The sequence below is a fragment of the Stenotrophomonas nitritireducens genome (assembly GCF_001700965.1).
GTDB lineage: Bacteria > Pseudomonadota > Gammaproteobacteria > Xanthomonadales > Xanthomonadaceae > Stenotrophomonas > Stenotrophomonas nitritireducens_A.
Genome location: NZ_CP016756.1, coordinates 3058760 through 3079849, shown reverse-complemented (window position 1 = coordinate 3079849; position 21090 = coordinate 3058760). Strand labels below are relative to the sequence as shown.

The 21090-nt window shown below is 66.3% G+C and carries 13 protein-coding genes; all 13 read right to left on the bottom strand.

What is annotated here, in order from left to right:
• Window position 1: 1 nt before the first annotated feature.
• A complete protein-coding gene (gene gspD / locus BCV67_RS12925; RefSeq protein WP_062169383.1) occupies window positions 2-2242 on the bottom strand; it encodes a type II secretion system secretin GspD in 2241 nt (746 codons plus the stop codon).
• A gap of 9 nt (window positions 2243-2251) precedes the next feature.
• Window positions 2252-2929, bottom strand: a complete 678-nt coding sequence (locus BCV67_RS12920; RefSeq protein ID WP_062169385.1) for a hypothetical protein — start codon at window positions 2927-2929, stop codon at window positions 2252-2254.
• Entirely contained in the window at window positions 2919-3521 is a 603-nt protein-coding gene (gene gspM, locus BCV67_RS12915) for a type II secretion system protein GspM (RefSeq protein WP_428999519.1), read from the bottom strand. The genes BCV67_RS12920 and gspM overlap by 11 nt, the downstream gene beginning before the upstream one ends.
• Complete coding sequence (locus tag BCV67_RS12910) at window positions 3502-4629, bottom strand: PilN domain-containing protein (protein ID WP_062169389.1); 1128 nt, start codon at window positions 4627-4629, stop codon at window positions 3502-3504. Before BCV67_RS12910 ends, gspM begins: the two co-directional genes overlap by 20 nt.
• Complete coding sequence (locus BCV67_RS12905; RefSeq protein ID WP_062169391.1) at window positions 4626-5480, bottom strand: general secretion pathway protein GspK; 855 nt, start codon at window positions 5478-5480, stop codon at window positions 4626-4628. The genes BCV67_RS12910 and BCV67_RS12905 overlap by 4 nt, the downstream gene beginning before the upstream one ends.
• Entirely contained in the window at window positions 5477-6121 is a 645-nt protein-coding gene (locus tag BCV67_RS12900; protein ID WP_062169393.1) for a prepilin-type N-terminal cleavage/methylation domain-containing protein, read from the bottom strand. Before BCV67_RS12900 ends, BCV67_RS12905 begins: the two co-directional genes overlap by 4 nt.
• Window positions 6121-6513, bottom strand: a complete 393-nt coding sequence (xpsI, locus tag BCV67_RS12895) for a type II secretion system protein XpsI (protein WP_062169395.1) — start codon at window positions 6511-6513, stop codon at window positions 6121-6123. Before xpsI ends, BCV67_RS12900 begins: the two co-directional genes overlap by 1 nt.
• Complete coding sequence (gene xpsH, locus BCV67_RS12890) at window positions 6510-7022, bottom strand: type II secretion system protein XpsH (protein WP_062169397.1); 513 nt, start codon at window positions 7020-7022, stop codon at window positions 6510-6512. The genes xpsI and xpsH overlap by 4 nt, the downstream gene beginning before the upstream one ends.
• A 5-nt stretch (window positions 7023-7027) precedes the next feature.
• Window positions 7028-7456: a type II secretion system major pseudopilin GspG gene (gspG, locus tag BCV67_RS12885; RefSeq protein WP_062169399.1), complete on the bottom strand. Its 429-nt coding sequence runs from the start codon at window positions 7454-7456 to the stop codon at window positions 7028-7030.
• 32 nt (window positions 7457-7488) lie between these two features.
• Window positions 7489-8706, bottom strand: a complete 1218-nt coding sequence (xpsF, locus tag BCV67_RS12880; RefSeq protein WP_062171788.1) for a type II secretion system protein XpsF — start codon at window positions 8704-8706, stop codon at window positions 7489-7491.
• Between the two features lie 31 nt (window positions 8707-8737).
• Entirely contained in the window at window positions 8738-10465 is a 1728-nt protein-coding gene (gspE, locus tag BCV67_RS12875) for a type II secretion system ATPase GspE (protein ID WP_062169401.1), read from the bottom strand.
• A 123-nt stretch (window positions 10466-10588) separates the two neighbouring features.
• Window positions 10589-12472, bottom strand: a complete 1884-nt coding sequence (locus BCV67_RS12870; protein WP_062169403.1) for a S8 family serine peptidase — start codon at window positions 12470-12472, stop codon at window positions 10589-10591.
• A gap of 156 nt (window positions 12473-12628) precedes the next feature.
• Entirely contained in the window at window positions 12629-20872 is an 8244-nt protein-coding gene (locus BCV67_RS12865; protein WP_062169405.1) for an ESPR-type extended signal peptide-containing protein, read from the bottom strand.
• Between the last annotated feature and the right edge of the window lie 218 nt (window positions 20873-21090).

Below are 21090 nucleotides of genomic sequence, written 5' to 3'. Positions count from 1 at the left end.
CTTAACGGCCTGCCTTGGGCTTGTCGATCGGGTCCAGCGCGCGGAAGCGGCTGCCGTACTCGTCGGTGAGGTTGCGCGCTTCCTGCGGGTTGCGGACGATGGTGGGCGTGATCAGCACGATCACTTCATTGCGGCGGTGGTTCTGGGTCTTCTGCCCGAACAGGCCGCCGACCACCGGCAACCGGCTCAGGAACGGCAGGCCCGACGAACCATCGGTGCTGCTGTCATCGATCAACCCGGCCAGCATCACCGTGTCACCGGCGCTCACCGCTGCCTCGGTCTGCATGCGGCGGGTATTGATGCGGTAGTTGCCGTTCTTGTCCGGCTCACCTTCCGGCGCGCTGATCTCCTGCACGATGTCCAGGAACACCATGCCGTCGCGGGTCACGCGCGGGCGCACCTTGAGGATGTTGCCGGTTTCCAGGTACTGCACGGTGGAATAGGCGTTATCGCCAATGGTCGAGATCGAGGTCGAATTGACCGGGATGCGGCTGCCCACATTGAGCGTTGCCACCGCGTTGTTGCGCACGAACAACGATGGCGTCTGCAGCAGCCGTACGTTGGTGACTGAATCCAGCGCGGTGATGATGGCGGCGGCGTTTTTGCCGAGGAAGGTCCAGGCCATGCCGCTGCCGGTGACCTTGCCAGCGATGTCACCCCAGATGCCGCGACCCAATGCGCTGGGCAGGCCAGCGCCGGACATGCCGATATTGCCGGGACTGTCGCCAGGCGCGCCATTCACCGCCTGCTCGAAGAACCAGTTCACGCCATAGCTGAGCTTGCCGTCCAAGGCGACTTCGGCCACCTGCGCTTCGATATGCACCTGCAACGGCATCACGTCGAGTTTTTCAACCACTTCCTGGATCGAACGCCAGGCCTGCGGGGTGGAGCGCACCAGCAAGGTATTGGTTTCCTCCACCGCCGAAACACCAACGCGGTCGCCTTCCACTTCCAGGGTGACGCTGCCGTTGCCCGAGGTCTGCTGCGGCAGCTGCAGGCTCTCGCCCATGCCACCACCGCTGCTGCCGGAAAGGCCCGAACCCGCACCGCCGGCCGAGCCGATGTCGCTGCCTTTGAGCCCATCGTTCTGGCCATAGCCGCCGTCCTGCCCGCGCCCGCCCAGCGTCACCGGGCTGGCGCCCGGTGCCAGCGAGGTGCCACTGTCACCCTGGCTGCGCGAGCCGCTGCTGCCAAACACCTCGGCCAGGCGGTCGGCCAGATCCTTGGCCTTGATGTACTTCAGTTCATAGGAGAACAAGCGGGCATTGCCGCCAGCGCTGTCGATGCGGTCCAGCCATTGCTGGATCTGGTCCAGGTAGCGGGCCTGCGGGGTGATCACCAGCACCGCGTTGGCGTTGTCCAGCGGCATGAAACGGAACATGCCGGCACTGGGCGTCTTGCTGTTTTCGCCGAACACCTTTTCAAGATCGTTGGCCACCTGCGAGGCACGCCCGGACTGGATCGGGAACACCCCCACCGACATGCCCGACAGCCAATCCACGTCGAAGATCTCGACCGTGCGCAGGTAATTCTCCAGCTCGGTGCGGGTGCCGCCCAAGGTGATGACGTTGCGCGAACCGTCAACGCCGACGATGGCATTGGGCCGCGCGTAGGGTTCGAGCACCTTCTTCATCTCGGCCGCCGAGATGTACTGCAACGGCACCACCCTCACCTCGTAACCGCGCGCGGCAGCGGCCGGGGCGGTGCTGGGCGCGACCGTGCCGGCCAGCGACTGGTCGGCCGGCACCACGTTGTAACGGCCGCCGCTGTAGATCAGGCGGGCGTTGTTCCAGCCCAGCACCATCTCCAGCAGGTTCAGCGCCTGCGCCGGCGACACCGGCTTGGGCGTGGCCAGGGTCACCGTGCCCTGCACGGTCGGTGCGATCACGTAGTTCTGGCCGAGCATGTCGCCAAGGATCGCCTTGGTGACGGCCTGTACCGATTCGCCCTCGAAATTGAATACCGCCGTGCCATTGCCCGCCGCGCTCAAGGCCGGCGCAGGAGCCGACGCCGCTGCGCGATTGATCACCGTGCCGTTGCCGCGGCGGATCACCGCCCGGCCCTGGCTGTCGTCGGCCCTGGGGGCTTCCTCGGTACTCAAGGCGCTGGGACGGGCGGGCTCGCCGGGGGCTGGCGCACGGGTGTCGGGGGCCGCGTTGCGGCGAACTTCCGGCGGCGGCGTGGTAGCGCAGCTGCTCAGGGCGCCGATCAGCAGGGTGGCTGCAACTATGCGTGACGTCATACGTTCACTCTACGGGTTCTGGCTGCCGGAGCGGCCGTTCTGATTCTGTTGTGCCTGCCGACGGCGGGCCTGGATGCGATCACGGATCGCCTTGATCTGATCGGCCGATGGCCCTGCGGGGTCCGCGGCCGGCAGCGGTGGTGGCGCCGGCACGCTGGCAGCCGCCTGCGTTGGCATGTTGCCCGGCGCGGCGGCCGGGTCCAGCGGCGGCTTGGGCCCGCCACTGAACACCTGCAGTTCCAGATTGAGCGTGCCGGACGGGCCACTGACCACGGCGCTGCGCGGCTGCAGCGACAGCAGCTGCCAACCGTCCTGCGGCTCGCCACCCAGGCGCAGGCGCAGCGATTTGCCCTGCTCGGTGGTAAGCGTGGCCATGTCCAGCCCCGGCGTCATCAATACGCCGGTCAAACGCACACTGGCGGCAGCGGGCTCGCCGGCCTCACCGATGAAGAACGGGTGCGGGCGCCGGTCACTGGCGAACAGTGGCCGGTTCAGGGCCTCGGTATTGTCGGCAACAGCCAGCTGCGTGACCTGCGGCACCGCTGGCAGGGCCGGCACCTCCAGGCTGGCGGAGCTGTTGCCGATGCGGCTGCCCAGGCCGAACAGGCACGCCGCCCAGACCAGCAGCGCCCAGCCGGCAAAGGTGGCCAGCAGCCAGGTCCTCAGCCCTGCGACGTCATTGCGCATTGCCCACCTCCGTAGCGGGTGGAACAACACCCGGCCGCAGGTAGCCGCTGAGTTCGAAACTCACATCCAGGCCACCGCCGCCTTCGCCCATGCCTGCAGCAAGAATGTCCAGGCGGTCCACGCGCAGCTGCGGCGCGCCGGTTTCCAGGGTCTGCAATACGCTCATCCACTCGTTCATGCCGCAGCGCAGCCGCGCCTGTACCGCGACCCGCACAAACCGGCCGCTGCTGTCAGCCGGCAACGGTGAGCGGTCACTGATGGCGCAGCTGCGTTGATCGGGGCTGGCCAGGCGTGCCGCTTCCTCCAGCCGCTGGACCAGCTTGGAAGTAGCCAGTTCAACCGAACCTTCGGCCATGAAGCCCGGCTGATCGGCGAGCACCTGTTGTGCCTGCTGCAACCGCTGTGCAACCTGCGGCGCTTGCCGCAACTGCATGTCGATGCGCTGTTCGCGCTCCTGCAAGGCCGCGATCTCGGCGTCCACCGCCTGCATCGGCGCAGTCCACAACGGCTGCACCAGCAACAGATAGACCACACCCTGCACGGCCAGCAACAGGCCCAGTGCCAACCAGCGATCACGGCGTGCGGGGTGCATTGCCATCGGCAGCCTCCTGGGTGGGTGCACGCAGTTCTGCAGTCAAGGTGAAACGTTCGCGGCTGCCACCGTTGCCGGTCTGCAGCACGCCGGTCAGCGACGGCGTTTTCCACAAGCTGGAGCCTTCCAGCGTGGATACCAGCGACGACGCGCTGCTGCTCATGCCGATCAACTGCATCCGCCCTGCCTCGATCGACAGTTTCTCCAACGAGGTGGCGTCATCCAGGCGCTGACTGAGTTCGTTGATGACCTGCGTCGCCGAGGGCTGCGCGGCACGTTGTTCGGCAAAGAACTGCTGGCCATCCACCAGATCCTGCAACTGCTGTCGCTGCGCCGCCACAACCCGCGCGCGCGCCGCAGCGGCATCCACCCGCGCCGACAGCTGCGCGGCGGCGGCCCGGCGGTTGTCCAACAACTGCCAGGCAGCCAACACCAGCATCACCAGCCCTGCCACCAACAGGATGCGGTTGAGCCGGCGCATCGGATCGCGCCGCTGCCGGCGCAGCGTGGCCGGCAGCAGGTTCACCCCCAACGGCCGTGCATCGGCGCCGAGCACATCCACACCATCCAACTGTTGCTGCCAGGCGTCGACCGGCTGCAACAAGGTGTCGATCTGCTGGCGCGGCGCCACCACCAGTTCGGTATCCAGCTGGCCATCGCCACGGCGCTGCAGCAGGCGCACGTCGTAGTACACCTGCGCGGCGGTGAACGGTGTCTGCCGATCTATTTCGAAACCCAGTACTTCACGCAGGCGCGCCTCGGCCGCAGTCGGCATGCGCAATGGCTTGCGCAGGGCCGCACTGGCCGGCAGCAGCCCGAAGCGCGGCAGGCTGGCCACACGCGCTGGCAAGGCCGCGTCCAGCGCAGCCGGCGTGCAATCGCGGGGCAAGGCCTGCAGCAGTTGGCGCTGGCCGTTGTGCTGCAGCGATACCGTCAGCTGCCCATCCACCACCTGCAGCAGCAGGCGTGCATCGGACACACCCAGCAAGGCCTGCCAGCGCGCAGGCAGCCACGCCAGCAGCGCTTGGCTCCACCAGGCCCAGAAGCCGCCAGCGCCCGGCATGATGCGCGCACCTGCCTGCCCCAGTCGTTCACGCAACCCCGTCATCTCGTCATCGCTCCCTGTTCCCACTGCAGCACCGTATACGGTGCACCGGCCACACCACCGGGATTCAGACGCACCACCGCGCGCGTTACTGCTTGCCGCTCGGCCACCAGCTGCACACTGCTGGCCACACTATAAGTGCCACTGTCGCCACCGCCAGCCGAAGTTTCACCCATTCCCGGGGTGCGGTCTTCCCGCTCACGCTGGGCCATGATCAAGGCTGCATCCATGCCCATCGCGGTCAGCACGGCTGCGGGGGCAAAACGCGGATTGGGCCGGCCGCTACCGTACACCGTCAGCAGCGGCGCCAGCTGTGCATAAAGCGCCGTATCCATGCCAAGGACGCGCTGCAGCTCGCTGACGCTGTCGAACGGCGCGTTCTTGGCACCGTAGGGCAGCCCGGCGGCCTGATAGTCGGCGCTCTCCGCGCCACCGGCTACCTGCAGCAGTTCGTCGGGGTCACGCCAATCGACAATGGCGCCCGCCAGCCGTGCGGCCTTGTCCGGCGCCAGTTCCAGCCCGCGCAGCAAGGCCTGCAGCAGGTTCAGGTCGGCCTTGTTCAAGTCGACCTTGCCGGTTTCGTCGACGATGCGCAGTTCCACCACGCGGCCATCGAACTGCCAGCGGTACGGCCGCCCGTCGGCACGCCAACTGGGCTGGGTGGGGGTGGCGCGCATCCGCGAGAGCGCATAGTCGATACCGGCATGGGCAATCTGTTCGCCGCCGGCCAGGTCGCCGGTCACCCTGCCCTGCAGGTGTTCCACCCGCGCGGTCATCGCGAACGCGGCAATGGTGGTGGCCAGCAACGCCACCACCCACAAGACAAGCACCAGCGCTGCGCCACGCGGCCTCATCGCCAACTTCCTGCAGCGGCGGACTGCGGCAAGGCGACCACCAGCGGCGGCCATGCAGCGCCATGCGCCGGGGTGATTTCGATGGCGACCAGCGCCGGCATCCGCCCAGGTGCATCCCAGTTGTCCTGCCAACGCCCCATCGCGCCACTGTTCGGGTCGATGCCGCGATAGCGCAGTTTTATCTGCTTGAGATCATCGGCCAGTAGCTCGCTGCCACGCGGCGGGTTTTCTTCCAGCAACTGCCCACCCTGCAGCAGGGTCAAGCCCAGCCGCAGCTGTTGGCCGTCGCCGCTGCCGCTGCCGCTGACGTCCAGCGTATGCAGGTACGGGCCACCGCGGCCTAGGTAGTCGGGCACATTGGCGACAAAGCGCATCTGCTGCGGGCTGCCGGTGAACACTGCGGCAACGCCGGCCGGTGCATCGCGTTGCAGCGGCAAGGGCATGGCCGACACCAGCCGCCGGCGCAGAAAGCCCTCGACCGCGCGCATGCGCTCATTGCCGCTGGCAATGGCTTCGCCGCGGCTGCTGATGGCCAGTGTCGAGCGCACCGCTGCAAACGCCAGCGCCATGCCGGCGGCCAGCAATACGGTGGCCAGCAATACTTCGATCAGGGTGAAACCGCGCAGCCGCGCTGGACCCATCATGGTGTGGCCTCCAGCGGCGCATTGGCCCGCAAGCGCAGCGTGCGCCAGCGCAACTGCTCCTGCGCGCTATCACCCCAGCGCACCTGCAGATCCAGCAGCCACAGCCGTGCCTGTTGTTGGCGCGGCTCCATGTAAGGCGAAACCTGCAGGTTCCACTGATAGCGGCCCTGCTCCCATTCGCCCTGCTGACGGCCTGCACGCAGCGGCGCTTCCACGCCGGCAACGGCCAACAACGACTGTGCATGGAGCGCAGCACGGCCGTAACCGTCAGCCAGGCTGACCTGACGTGCGGCACCGGACAGGCTGCCCAGCAGCAGGGTCATCGCCAATGCCAGCAACGCAAAAGCGACGATTACTTCGATCAGGGAATAACCGCGCTGGCGCTTCATCCGGCGTTCTCACGCGGCGGACCGGCTTTTACTTCGCCGGTGATCCACGCCACATCAATCCGCCAAACCGCCTTGCCCGCGCGCAGCTCGATGCGCCCGCCGCTGGACGCACCATCCTCGAAGAAACGTACGACGCCCTCGTCGCGGCGGCGCTGCAGTTGCCCGGCACCGGTGAACTGCACCTTGATGTTTTCCGGCAACTCACCATGGTGACCGTCGGCGCCCTGCCAGCTGCCGCTGCCAGGGTTGATATGAAACTGCTGGGCAACGCCCGTACTGATTGCACGGGTGCGCGCGAAACGCAATTCGGCCGCCAAGGTTTTGCCGGCCGAACGCAGGCGCACGCCGTCCATGCCGCCGTTCATCGCCATCGCTGCCATCATCGCCAGTGCGGCCACCAGTGCCAGCACCAGCACCATTTCCAGCAGCGACATGCCGCGCATGGCCTTACGTCGTGCAGGTACAACACGCGTGGAATGGAACGGAAACGGGAGGCGCGACAGCAGCATCAGGCCTATTCGTAACGGATGTCGGCGTTGTAGCTTTCGCCACCGGGCTGGCCGTCGGCGCCCAGACTGAGCAGGTCGAACGGACGCCCTTCACCCGGCACGCGGTACTGCACCGGGTTGCCCCAGGGATCGTTGAACTCCGCCGGCTTGGCATACGGCCCGAGCCAGCCGGCCACGCCGCTGGGCTGGCTGGAAAGATCTTCCAGCTTGGCCGGCAGGCGACCGGTATCGAGCTTGTAGTTCTCCACCTTGCTGGCCAGGGTCTGGATCTGGGTCTTGCCCAGGTTGGCCTTGCCACGGTCGGCGCCACCCAGCACGCGGCTGCCTACCAGGGTGAGCACCGCGCCGATCAGCACGATGACGATGATGATTTCCAGCAAGCTCATGCCTGCCTGGCGCGCGCGTGATACCGGTTGTTTCAGGGTCCGCCTCATTGCTTTGTTTCCTTGTCTGCAACAGTTATGGGTTAACCAATGGCGTTGGTCAGGTCATACAGGGGCACCAACACCGCAACGATGACCATGCCCACCACCGACGCCAACAACAATGTGATCACCGGCACCAGCGCCGCCAACATCCGGTCGATGGCACGGGCGCTTTCCTGCTCGAAAGTATCGGCGGTCTTCAGCAGCATGGTTTCCAGCGTGCCGGATTCCTCACCCACCTGGATCATCTGCAGCGCCAGCCGTGGGAAGCGACCACCGCGCCCCAGCGACGAGGCCAGCCCGGCGCCATTCTTGACCGCCTCGGCAGCTTCGCCGACATCACCAATCAAGGCGCGGTTGCCCAGCACGTTGCGGGCGATGCCCAGGCCAGACAACAGCGGCACGCCGTTGCGCAGCAAGGTGCCCAGGGTACGCGCCAGGCGCGCGGTTTCGAGCTTGGCCACCAGCGCACCGGCCATCGGCCGCTTCAACAACCAGGTATCAAAGCCGAGCCGGAACACCGGATCGCGGCGTTTGCGCTCGCCCCACAGCAGCAGCAAGGCCGGCACCACGATGAATACCAGCCAGCCCTTGCGCACCAGCAGGCCTGCTTCCAGCACCAGCCGGGTAAACCACGGCAAGGTGACGTCCAGGCTCTGGTACATCAAGGCGAACTGCGGCACCACGTAGCCAAGCAGGAACAGCAGGGCCAGACCCACCACCACCAGCAGGATGGCCGGGTAGATCAGGGCGTTGATCACCCTGCCCTTCAATTCCTGGCTGCGCTCCAGGTAATCGGCCAGGCGCTGCAGGGTTTCATGCAGGCTGCCGCCGGCCTCACCGGCACGCACCATGTTCACGTACAGGCGCGAGAACAGACCATGCTGGCGCTCAAGCGCCTGCGACAGCGGTGCACCGCCGCGCACGCTGTCGCGGATATCGGCAATCACCCGTTGCGAACGGGCGTCTTCGGGCGTCTCCATCAGGATCGACAACGCCCGGTCCAAGGGCTGACCGGCACCGAGCAGGGTCGCCAGCTGCTGGGTGAACTGGACCAGGGTGGCACCGGCGAACGGGCGTTGCCGCCATTGCTTCCAACTGCCGCCTTCGAACGCGGAACCTGTGGCCGGGCGCGCCTCGACGGGAAGATGCCCCTGCTCCTGCAGGCGGGTGATCACCTCGGCCTCGCTGGCCGCGTCCATCTGCCCTTCCAACAGCTCGCCACGGGCATCCAGTGCCTTGTAACGGTAGCGCGCCATCAACAGCACCTGTCCAGTCGAAGGCGATGGCTCATGCGTCCTCCGTCACCCGCAACACTTCTTCCAGTGTTGTCTGCCCGCGCAGCGCCTTGGCGATGCCGTCTTCGTACATGGTGCGCATGCCGGCCTTGCGGGCCAGCTGTTCGATCTCGCCCATGCCGGCCTTGCGCATCACTGCGTTGCGCAGGGTGTCATCCATCACCAGGAATTCAACGATGGTGGTGCGGCCAAGGTAACCGGTAGGTGCCTGCGCCGATGGCTGCGCGCGGTAAAGATGGATATCGCCCTGCGGTTGGAAACGGCGCAGGCCGAAGCGCTCCACTTCCTCATCCGATGCGCGGTAACGCACTGCATGCGTAGGCTCCAGCCTGCGCACCAGGCGTTGGGCAAGGATGCCGTTGATGGTGGAGGTGAGCAGGTAGTCTTCCACGCCCATGTCGAGCAGGCGGGTGATGCCGCCGGCAGCGTTGTTGGTATGCAGGGTGGACAGCACCAGGTGACCGGTCAGCGCGGACTGGATGGCGATGCGCGCGGTTTCCAGATCGCGCATTTCGCCGATCATGATGATGTCCGGGTCCTGGCGGACGATGCTGCGCAGGGCGTTGGCGAAATCCAGCCCGATCTGCGGCTTGGCCTGGATCTGGTTGATGCCTTCGAGCTGGTATTCCACCGGGTCTTCAACGGTGATGATCTTGACCTTGTCGGTGTTGAGCTGGCTCAACGCGGTGTACAGCGTGGTGGTCTTGCCCGAACCGGTGGGGCCTGTCACCAGCAGGATGCCGTGCGGCTGTTCCAGCACCTTGCGGAATTGCGGGAGGAACGCGTCGTCGAAACCCAGCCGCTGGAAATCAAACACCACCGCTTCGCGGTCCAGCAGACGCATCACCACGCTTTCGCCGTGCGCGGTGGGCATGCTGCTTACGCGCAGATCCAGCTCCTTGCCCTGCACGCGCAGCATGATGCGGCCGTCCTGCGGCAGGCGACGCTCGGCGATGTTGAGCTTGGCCATGATCTTGATGCGGCTGATCACCGCCGCGGTGAGATTGACCGGCGGGCTTTCGCCATCGACCAGCACGCCATCGATGCGGTAACGCACCTTCAGGCGGCTTTCGAACGGCTCGACATGGATGTCCGATGCACGCAGCTCCACCGCGCGTTGGATCAACAGGTTGACCAGGCGGATGACCGGCGCTTCGGATGCCTGGTCGCGCAGGTGTTCGATGTCGTCGACCGGTGCCAGCTCACCATCGGCGGTTTCCAGGATGGTGCCCATCGCACTGCGGCCCTGCCCGTACCAGCGCTCGATCAGCTCGTCCACTTCACTGCGCACTCCCACCAGCGGGGTGACATCGCAGCCGGTGGCCAGGCGGATCGCATCGCGCGCATAGTCATCCTGCGGGTCGGCCATCCACAGTTGGATACGGCCGCGCTGCTCGCCCAGCGGTACCACCAGGAACTGCTTGAGGAAACGCAGCGGCACCGGTTCGACGCCTTCCACCAGCTCGGGCGGATGCTCGGGCAACTCGCGGGCAGCCAGCAGGCGCAGCCCCAGCACCTTGGCGCAGGTCTCGGCGTGATCGCGTTCGGAGACCAGCCCAAGCCGCGCCAACAACACCAGCAGGTCACCGCCGGATTCGCGCTGCAACTGGCGGGCGCGCTGCAGGTCGGCCTCTTTCAGCCGCCCTTGGGCCAGCAGCTCGTTGATGACAAGCTCAGCAGGGGATGGCGCAAGTTGGGTGTCGTGGGCTACCGCGTTCACGCAATCCTCCTGTGTTGGCCGAACTTTAACAGTTCATGCTGTCAGGTCGTGCACATGAACGCGCATTCCATGCAAAAAGAACCCCGGCACTGCCGGGGTTCCAGGATGATGCAACGGTCAGATTTACTGGCGTGCGACCAGACTCACGCCGCTGTAGGAGCTGGCTCCCACCAAGGTGACGTAGTAGGTGCCGGCCTGCGCCTTGTTGAAGCGCACCGTCTCGCTGTTGCCGGCGCGGGTGGACTTGGCATCGGACTGGCTGGCGCTCGGCACCGCGTTGAAACTGACGTACATCGAGACGTCACCGCTGCCACCGTAGGTCATGAAGGTCAGCACCTTGCCGGCCTCGGCGTCGAAGCTGTAGACCACTTCGCTGCCGCCACTGCCCGCCAGGCCGGTCACCGCCACCTTGTTGACCAGCGGTGTGGCATCCGGGCCGCATTGTTCGACATTCGGATCGCACGGCGGCTCGGTTGCCTTCACCAACGCGGCGTTGATGTTGAGGATGCCGGCGCCGATCGGGGTGGAGGCCGGGATCGCCACCGGGAACGGCGTGGCGGTGCTCTTGAGCAGGTCGCGCATCTGGTTCAGGGTCAGCGGCGTATCCACCACGCTCTGCACCATCGCCACTGCCGCCGCCACATGCGGCGATGCCATCGATGTGCCACCCATGCCGCCCAGGATCCAGTTGCCCGCTTCCGGGCTCTGGTCGGCGCCATTGATCACCTGCCAGATATAGCCGTTCGGGTTGCCATCACCGGCGCCACCACCGCCCGGCGCAGACAGGTCCACACGCGCGCCATAGTTGGAGTAATAAGCACGGCCACCGGCGATGCCGGTGGCGCCAACGCTGATCACGTTGTTGCACGATGACATGGTGTACGTGGCCGCATTGGCGTTGTCGTTGCCCGCCGCCACCACCACGATGGCACCCTTGCTGTTGGCCAGGTCAATGGCTTCCTGGTACTCGGTCGGGCAGCTCGAAGGGGAGCCACTGCCCAGACTCATGTTGATCACTTCGGCTGGATTGGTGTTGAGCGGCAGCCCCGGCACTTCACCGCCTGCGGCCCAGACGATGCCGTCGGAGATGTCGCTACCAAAGCCGCCGCAGGAACCGAGCACGCGGATCGGCATCACCTTGGCCTTGTAGGCCAGGCCTGCCAGGCCCTTGCCGTTGTTGGTCTCCTGGGCGACGGTGCCGGACACGTGGCTGCCGTGCCAGGAGCTGACGTCGGCCGGATGCGGGTCACTGGTTGCCCAGCCGGTGCAGTAATTGGCTTCGATCCAGTCACCCAGATCCCAGCCGCCGGCAACCCGGTCGTCGGTGGCGCGGCGCGAGACGCGCTTGTCGCTGATCATGTCGTAACCGGGAATGACGTTGTTCTGCAGATCCGGGTTGTCCTGCACGATGCCGGTATCAATCACCGCCACCACCACGCCCTCACCCTGCGACAGATCCCAGGCTTGCGGCGCACGCACACCGGAGGTCGCATTGAAGAAGTTCCATTGGTACTGCGCATAGTTCGGATCGGTCGGGGTCATCGATGGCGCAACGTCGACCATGCGCTGGTACATGCGATCGATGCTGGCGCTCTCCACCGCGGGATTGGCCTTCAGCTCGCGGACGAAATCGGCAGCTTCCTGCGCGTTGAGCGCACGCGAGGTCTTGACCACGCTCCAACCCGGCGTGCCCATGCGGCGCAGCAGTGACGCCTGTGCGGCGGGCTGCGCGGCAGCGCGGGCGCTCTTGGCGACGGCACGGTCCAGGCCGGCGCGCGATGCCGCTGCACCCAGGCCACGGTTGGCGGCGGCGGCATCGCGCAGCTCGCTTGCGCCGGCACGGTACTTGACCACGAAGCGGTAAGCGCCGCTGTTATCCACTGCTGAAGAACTCATGCCAACGACCTTTGCAGGCCCAATTCCTGCAGCAGACGCGGCAGGTACGCCGATGGAAGCCACCAGTACGGCACCTGCAATCGCCAAACCAAGCTGGGTTTTCTTCTTCATGTCGGATCTCTCGTCTTGATAGAACAGGGATGGAACCTCAACGCTGCATTGCTTCGCCGTCCTGGCTCGCAACGGCTGTGCTGCGGGGGCAGCACAGTCACTGAGCATGAACCTGGCCGCCCCCGCCGCAGCAGGCGGGGGCGTCTAACAACCCGCTTACCAGCCGAAGCCGGCACCCACGCCCACCGAGCTGTCGTCGCTGGTGAACGCACCGCCCAGGGTGACGGTGGCACGGTCGCTGATTGCCCGCTGGTAACCCAGCGACAACGCCGATTCACCGCCCTGGTAGCCGACACCCACACCGACCCGGTTCTGTGTGCGCACGCCGGCGGCGCTGGTCGCCATGTTCAACATGGCCGCGCTCATCGCACCCTGCCGATCGAGGCGGCGATCGACATGACGCAGCCGCTTGTCGATATCGCCGCGGAACACGTCGAAGCTGTCGGCCATGCTGCGGAACTTGGTATCGGTATAGCTGTTGGCCGAGGTGATACCACTGTCCAGTTGGCCCTTGTTGACCGCATCGGTTGCCTGGGTACCGGCAGCGACACTGGTGATCTGGCGCTCGGCACCCACGCTGCCCACCGATACGGTGTTGGCACGGTCGGCCACCGAGCCCTGACCCAGGGCAACCGCACCATTTGCGGTGACGCTGGAGCCCTGACCAATCGCGGTGCCCGAAGCAACGCTGACCGTTGCGCCCTCACCCATTGCCACAGCATTGGTGGCCACTGCCGCGATATGCGTATTGGCACCCACCGCAGTGCTGCCGTCGGCATCGACACGGGAATTGCTGCCGATGGCGGTGTCATTGGGGCCATGTGCATAGCTTCCATTGCCAACAGCGCTACCGGCAACATTATTGGCCTTGGCCTGGTCGCCCAGTGCTACGCCATTGGTACTGGCAACAGCTGCTGTGCTCTGAGTACGGGGTCCATTGCCGTTGCCGTTGCCGTTGCCGTTGCCATTGCCATTGCCATTGCCATTGCCATTGCCGTTTCCGTTTCCGTTTCCATTGCCGTTTCCATTGCTGGCAAGGCGGTTGTTGATGGACGTGACCTGCCCGTCCAGCGCCGTCAACGCAGCACCCACATTGTTGTAACTGGCTCCCTGGATCACATAGGTCGGGGCGACGAACATGCCCTGCATGCCGATACCGGCACCGCCGCCAAGGAAGCTGGCCATGTTGCCCAGCGACTGGAACAGCTGGCCGCCGTTGATCGCCTGCATGCTGCCTGCGGCGATGGCACCAGCGGCCACATTGCCCACCGTGGTTCCCTGCGCACCGGCCAGGGTCAAGCTGTCGCGGCCGGCGTCGTCGTAGGTCAGCGCGTTGGCGGCAACACCTTCGATGCTGCCGATGCGGCCATCGATATCGGTGACGCGGGTTTCAACCGCACCGACCCGTTGGTTGGTGACATGCAGCTGGCCGCCGGTCACCGCATCGGTGCTGCCCTCGGCAACCCGCCCTGCCCCCACATTGACGATGCGCCGCGTCGCCGGTCCGTTGGTGCCATTGCCACCACCGACAGACACCACGTTCGCCTCCACCGCGCGCGAGCCCGCACCCAAAGCCACTGAGTTGGCACCGGATACACCGGCACCGGCACCGATGGCCACGCTGTTGATCCCATTGTTGGCGAAGGCACCGTAGCCGATGGCCACACCGTTGGTAGCGGTGATCGAGGTCTGCCGACCGAGTGCGGTGCTGTTGGCTGCGCGTGCCGATGCATCGGCACCCACCGCAGTCGCACCGGTCGCATTTGCGGTACTTGCCGCACCCAAGGCGGTACTGCGCTCGGCACTGGCAACCGCCGCCGAACCCGAGGCCACGGCATTGCTGCCGCTGGCGCTGGCCACACCATCTCCGCTTGCCTGGAAGTACTTGTTGGTTTCCCCTGCGACGGTAGCCACGGCATCCAGCTGCGACTTGTTGACCGCATCGGTGGCTTCGGTGCCGTCGGCAACGTTGGTGATCTGCCGCTCCGCACCGACATCGCCCACCGAAACGCTATTGGCGCGGCTGGCCACCGAGCCGGCACCCAGGGCCACCGAATTGGTTGACCCGGCTTCTGCACCGGTGCCGATGGCGGTGGATTGTTGTCCGAACGCCCACGCATTGGCACCTACCGCGGTCGCATCGTCACCGAAGGCCCAGCTGCCGCTGCCGATCGCCACCGCATTGGTGGCACCGATGCCGAACAGGCCAAAGCCGGTTTCGGCGCCATCACCAATCGCCAGGCTGCCTTCGCCCAGTGCAGATGCATTGCGACCGACGGCGACATTGCCGTCTTCATAGGCCGCGGCGTTGAAGCCCACCGCAGTGGTACCCGCGCCTTCGGCGTAGCTCTGTGAGCCGGTCGCAGTGCTGTAGTTGCCCAATGCATTGGCAACTGCGCCACTTGCCGTGGATTGATCGCCCTTGGCATAGGCGCCCACACCGCTGGCGGTAGCCGCAAAACCTTCGGCATTGGCACTGGCACCCAACGCGGTGCCGCCGACGCCGGCACTGGTGGCACCGGTCTGCACCGGCTCACCCCCGACGGTGATCAGCGGATCGCCATTCGCATCCACCGCGTTGCCACCCACCGCCACCGCGCCCGGGCCAATGGCCTGTGCGTTCTGGCCGAATGCAGCCGCGTTCTGGCCGGCGGCCAAGGCGTTCATGCCGACGGCAGTTGCGCCGTCCGCGATGGCGTTGGCTCCACTGCCATACGCCGACGCGCCGTTGCCGATGGCATTGCTTGCCTCGCCGGCAGCCGTGGCGTTGTCACCTTCGACATAGGCCCCTGCATCGCTGTCGTCACTGCCGGTGGCGGTGAAGTACTTGCTGGTGGTGGTGGCTACCGCCGCCACTTCATCCAGCTGGTTCTTGTTGACCGCGTCGGTCCCTTCGGTGCCTGCGGCTACGTTGGTGATCTGCCGCTCGGCGCCTACATCACCGACCGACACCGTGTTGTCACGGTCCGCCCAGGAGTTGGCACCCAAGGCAACGCTGTTGGCAGCAGCGGCCACCGCACTCTGGCCCAGCGCGGTGGAATCATCCGCATCGGCCCAGCTGTTGAAGCCGATTGCCGTGGCGTACTCACCCAGCGCCCATGCACCATTGCCGAAGGCCGATGCGCCGGTGCCGGAGGCTTCGGTGCTGATCAGCCCACCGAACGTGGTCCCACCCACTGCGGTTGCCTCATCGCCCGACGCAATGGCCGACTCACCCACCGCAGTGGTGCTGGCGCCGGATGCCGACGCTGCCAGGCCCATTGCAACACCGTAGTCACCGCTCGCTTCGGCGCCATACCCCACCGCCGAGGCCAGGTCACCGGAGGCCACGCTGTAGCTGCCCACGGCGGTGGTGCCGCGACCGCTGGCTTCGGCACGGAAGCCGTTGGCCAGCGCCTGCTGGCCGGATGCCACTGCCTGTGCACCCTGCGCGGTCGCAAACGCACCGGAGGCTTCGGCGCCCGCACCCACGGCGGTACTGCTGTCGCCGCTGGCGGTGCTGCCCGAACCCACCGCGACAGCGTCATCGGCAGCGGCCAGTGCGGCATCGCCGATCACCACACTGCCGTCGCCGCTGGCCACGCTGTTGCTGCCCAATGCGATGGCGTTGGCGCCATCCACCAGGTTGGCCATGCCGAATGCGCTGCTGTTCTCGCCGTCGACCTGGTTGAAGTTGCCGAACGCCGAGCTGTTGCTGCCATTGGCGGTGTTCACGTAACCGACCGCGCTGGAGTAATCCCCGGCGGCCACGTTGTAACTGCCCACCGCCGTGCTCTGCGCCCCGCTCGCCTGCGAACCCACGCCGGCTGCCGTGGCGCCATCGCCGCTGGCTACCGCGTCATCACTGCCATCGCCAGCGCCGTTGGCCTTGAAATAACGCCCTGCAAGCAATGCGCCTTCGGCAGCGGCATTTAGCTGGTCCACGTTGACCGCATCGGTGCCTTCGGTGCCCGCAGCGACGTTGGTGATCTGGCGATCATTCGCGGCATGGGTAACACCCGCCGCATCCGTCCACTCCTGAGCGGCGCCGACCGACACGGTGTTGGCGCGATCAGCGAAGGAGCCCGCACCCAATGCCACGCTGTTCTCGGCGTCCTTGCTGGTCCAGGCGTTGGAACCCAGCACGGTTGCATTCAGTGCCTGCGCGTAACTGTTGTAGCCCACCACCGTGGCGCCATCCTCGGTTGCCCAGGCTTCGGCACCCAGCGCCGTAGTGTTGTTGCCTGCGGTAACGCTGTAGAAGTCCTGGCCGGCCAGTGCGTTCGTGCCGACCGCCACGCCCATCTGGCCGGTGGTGGCGTTGTTGCCTACCGCCACACCGCCTTCGCCCGCCCGCGTCTGCACACCGAAGGCCGCGCCTGCTATTCCGGCGATGGCGTTCTGGCCCATGGCGGTAGCCACTTCCGCGGCCTGTGCCGAGGTACCTACGGCGGTGCCAAAGAACGTCGCGTACGCACCACTGCCCACGGCAACGGCTTGCCAGGCATCGGCGGTGGCTGCAAAACCCACCGCGGTGGACTCACGTCCGGTTGCCCAGGCCGAGTTGCCGATGGCCGTCGCCGCCAGCCCAGCAGCCTGCGCATCGGCACCAATGGCTGCGGCGAACAGGCCCTGCGCGCTGGCATCGGCGCCGATGGCAAGCAAGCCGCCCTGCGCGGTGGCCGCATTGGAACCGATGGCGATGTTGTCCGGGTTGGCGGCATTGGCGTTCAAGCCCAACGCAATGCTGCCCTCACCGGTAGCCAGCGCATTGCTGCCCAGCGCGGTGGCGTTGTCGGCCAGCGCGTTGGCCCCGCTGCCGTAAGCGGATGCACCATTGCCGATGGCATTGGTTGCTTCACCCGATGCCGTGGCGCTGTCCCCTTCGGCATAGGCACCAGCGTCACTGTCGGCACTGCCGGTGGCGGCGAAGTATTTGGTCGAGCCGGTCACTTCATCCAGCTGCGACTTGTTGACCGCGTCGGTGGCTTCGGTGCCGGCGGCGACATTGGTGATCTGCCGTTCCGCTCCCACGTCACCGACAGACACGCTGTCGTCACGGCTGGCCACCGAGCCGGCACCCAGTGCCACCGAATTGGAAGCCCCTGCTTCGGCACCGGTGCCGATGGCGGTGGACTGTTGACCGAATGCCCACGCGTTGGCACCTACCGCGGTTGCGTCGTCACCGAAGGCCCAGCTGCCGCTGCCGATCGCCACCGCATTGGTCGCGCCGATGCCGAATAAACCAAAGCCGGTCTCGGCACCGTCACCAATCGCCAGGCTGCCTTCACCCAGCGCCGAGGCATTGCGACCGACGGCCACATTGCCGTCTTCGTAAGCGGCGGCATTGAAGCCCACCGCGGTGGTGCCCACACCTTCGGCATAGCTCTGCGAGCCGGTCGCGGTGCTGTAGTTCCCGAGCGCATTGGCGACCGCGCCCGTGGCGGTGGACTGATCCCCTCGTGCCAGCGCACCTACACCGGCAGCCGTGGCGGCAAAACCGTCGGCATTGGCACTGGCACCCAACGCGGTGCCGCCGACGCCGGCACTGGTGGCACCGGTCTGCACCGGCTCACCCCCGACGGTGATCAGCGGATCGCCATTGGCGTCCACTGCATTGCCACCCACAGCGACCGCGCCCGGGCCCATGGCCTGTGCGTTCTGGCCGAAAGCAGCGGCGTTCTGACCACTGGCCAAGGCGTTCAAGCCGACAGCCGTGGCACCCTCTGCAACGGCATTGGCGCCGCTGCCGAACGCGGTTGCCCCGTTGCCGATCGCATTTGCCGCCTCGCCTGCCGCCGTGGCGTTGTTGCCATCGGCCAAGGCACCGGCATCGCTGTCGTCACTGCCGGTGGCGGTGAAGTACTTGCTGGTGGTGGCGGCTACCGCTGCCACTTCATCCAGCTGGTTCCGGTTGACCGCATCGGTACCTTCAGTGCCGGCGGCGACATTGGTGATCTGGCGCTCGGCGCCCTGCGCGCCAACCGACACGGTATCGGCACGGTTGGCCAGAGAATCCGCGCCCAAGGCGACGCTGTTGGCGGCCACCGCAGTTGCACCTGCACCCAACGCGGTGCTGTCGGCGCCGCGACTGGTGCTGTAGAAACCCACTGCCGTGCTGTTGGCGCCGCTGGCCCAGCTTTCCGCGCCCAGCGCGCTGGCATTGTTGCCCGGCGCATAGGCGAAGTAGCCGACGGCGGTGGCTTCACTGCCCGACGCTTCACTCAAGGCACCAGAGGCCAGTGAGTAGTCACCCGAGGCAATCGCGCCTGCACCGACTGCGGTGGACACCTCGCCACTGGCCTGCGTATCTACGAAGAAACCCAAGCCCGGGATCAGGTCAGCCGGGCCACCGACCGCCACGCTGCTGGTGCCCGATGCCGCACTCTGCGTGCCCACCGAGGTGCTGTAATCGCCGGTGGCATTGGCCACCGCACCAAACGCCGACGACTGCGCTCCCTGCGCGAAGGCCCCCACGCCGGCGGCCGTGGCCGCGAAGCCTTCGGCACTGGCACTGGCACCAACGGCAGTGCCGCCGACGCCGGCGCTGGTGGCACCGGTGGTGACCGGCTGGCCGCCGAAGGTGATCAATGCATTGCCATTCTCATCCACCGCATTGCCACCCACGGCTACGGCCGCCGGGCCAGTAGCTTCGGCGTTCTGGCCGAAGGCCGCACTGTTCTGGCCGGTCGCCAGCGCATTCTGGCCTACCGCAGTAGCGCCGTTGGCCAGTGCGTTGGCACCATTGCCGTAAGCGGATGCGCCATTGCCAATCGCATTGCTGGCCTCGCCTGCGGAAGTTGCCGCATCGCCCTCGGCATATGCGCCCGCATCGCTGTCAGCGCTGCCGGTGGCCTGGAAATACCTGCTGGTGTTTTCGGCGACGCTAGCCACCGCATCCAGCTGCGCCTTGTTCACCGCATCGGTGTCTTCGGTGCCGGCAGCGACATTGGTGATCTGCCGTTCGCTGCCCACATCACCGACCGACACGGTGTTTTCGCGATCGTTCCAGGAGTTCGCACCGATGGCGACACTGTTGGCAGCCGCAGCGGTGGCGCTTTGCCCCAATGCGGTGGAATTGTCGGCATCGGCCCAGCTGTTGAAGCCAATCGCGGTGGCATATTCGCCCAGCGCCCAGGCGCCGTTGCCGAACGCCGACGCGCCGGTACCCGCCGCTTCGGTGCTGATGAAACCGCCAAAGGTGGTGCCACCGACAGCGGTGGATTCCTCACCCGAGGCAATCGCGGATTCACCCACTGCGGTGGTGCTGACACCGGAAGCGGACGCGCCTAGGCCCATTGCGATGCCGTAGTCGCCACTGGCATCAGCGCCATAACCGAAGGCCGAGGCCAGGTCACCGGAGGCGGCGCTGTAGCTGCCCACGGCGGTGGTGCCCCGGCCGCTGGCATCGGCACGGAAACCATTGGCGGTTGCCTGCTGGCCGGCGGCCTGCGATTGGCTGCCCTGGGCGGTGGCATACGCGCCCGATGCATCAGCACCGCTGCCCACCGCCGTGCTGCCCAGTTCGCTGGCGACGCTGCCTGAACCCACCGCAGTCGCGTCGTCGGCCGCGGCATAGGCGCCGTCACCAATCACCACGCTGCCATCGCCACTGGCGATGCTGTTGCTGCCCAGCGCGATGGCATTGGCGACATCCACCAAGTTGCCCGAGCCGAAAGCGCTGCTGTTGCTGCCATCGACCTGGTTGAAATTACCGACTGCCGAACTGCTCTCACCATTGGCGGTGTTTACGTAGCCAACCGCGCTGGAATAGTCACCGGCGGCAACGTTGTAGCTGCCCACGGCTGTGCTTTCGACGCCGCTTGCCTGCGAACCGACGCCTGCCGCCATCGCGCCGGCACCACTGGCCACCGCGTCATCACTGCCGTCAGCAGCGCCATTTGCCTTGAAATAGCGGCCGGCCAGCAATGCGCCATCCGCCGCTGCATTGAGCTGATCCAGGTTCACCGCGTCGGTGCCGGCGGTACCGGCGGCGACGTTGCTGATCTGCCGTTCGTTGCCGGCCGACCCGACGGACACGGTGTTGGCGCGATCCGCCACCGAGCCTGCGCCCAGTGCCACGCTGCCACTTGCTGAGGCCACAGTACCGGCACCGATGGCAACGGCATTGTTGCCCGATGCATCGGCACTGTTGGCGATGGCGCAATCCACCAGGGTCGCGCTGCCGACCACCAGACATTGCGCGTTACCGCCCACTTCCACCGACTGTGCCTGGGCAGTGCTTATCCAGCCGCTTGCCCCTAGACCCAACGCAACGGCAACCGACAAGGCTTGCAGGCGTAAACCGGCGCTATGCCGTTCATCCATGACCACACCGGCCGAGCTGGACGATGCCAACTCCGACGCCACCACCAACTGCCCCAATGCCTTGTTCCATACCTTGCGGTAGATCCGGTTCATCGCTGCTGCTCCTCAAGTGGACGGGTTTTTTCCTTGCATAAACGCGCCATCGCAGGGCATGACGCCCAACGATCCCCCTGTGGAGTTGTGGTCCCGGTCCCGGTACAGCTGGGCACGTGAGGCTCACGCCTGTCGTGGTCTACCCCCCTGAATCCATACCTGTCGGGCGACTACGGGATGGAGTGAGTCTTAATCGACGATTCATGATTCGTCAAATT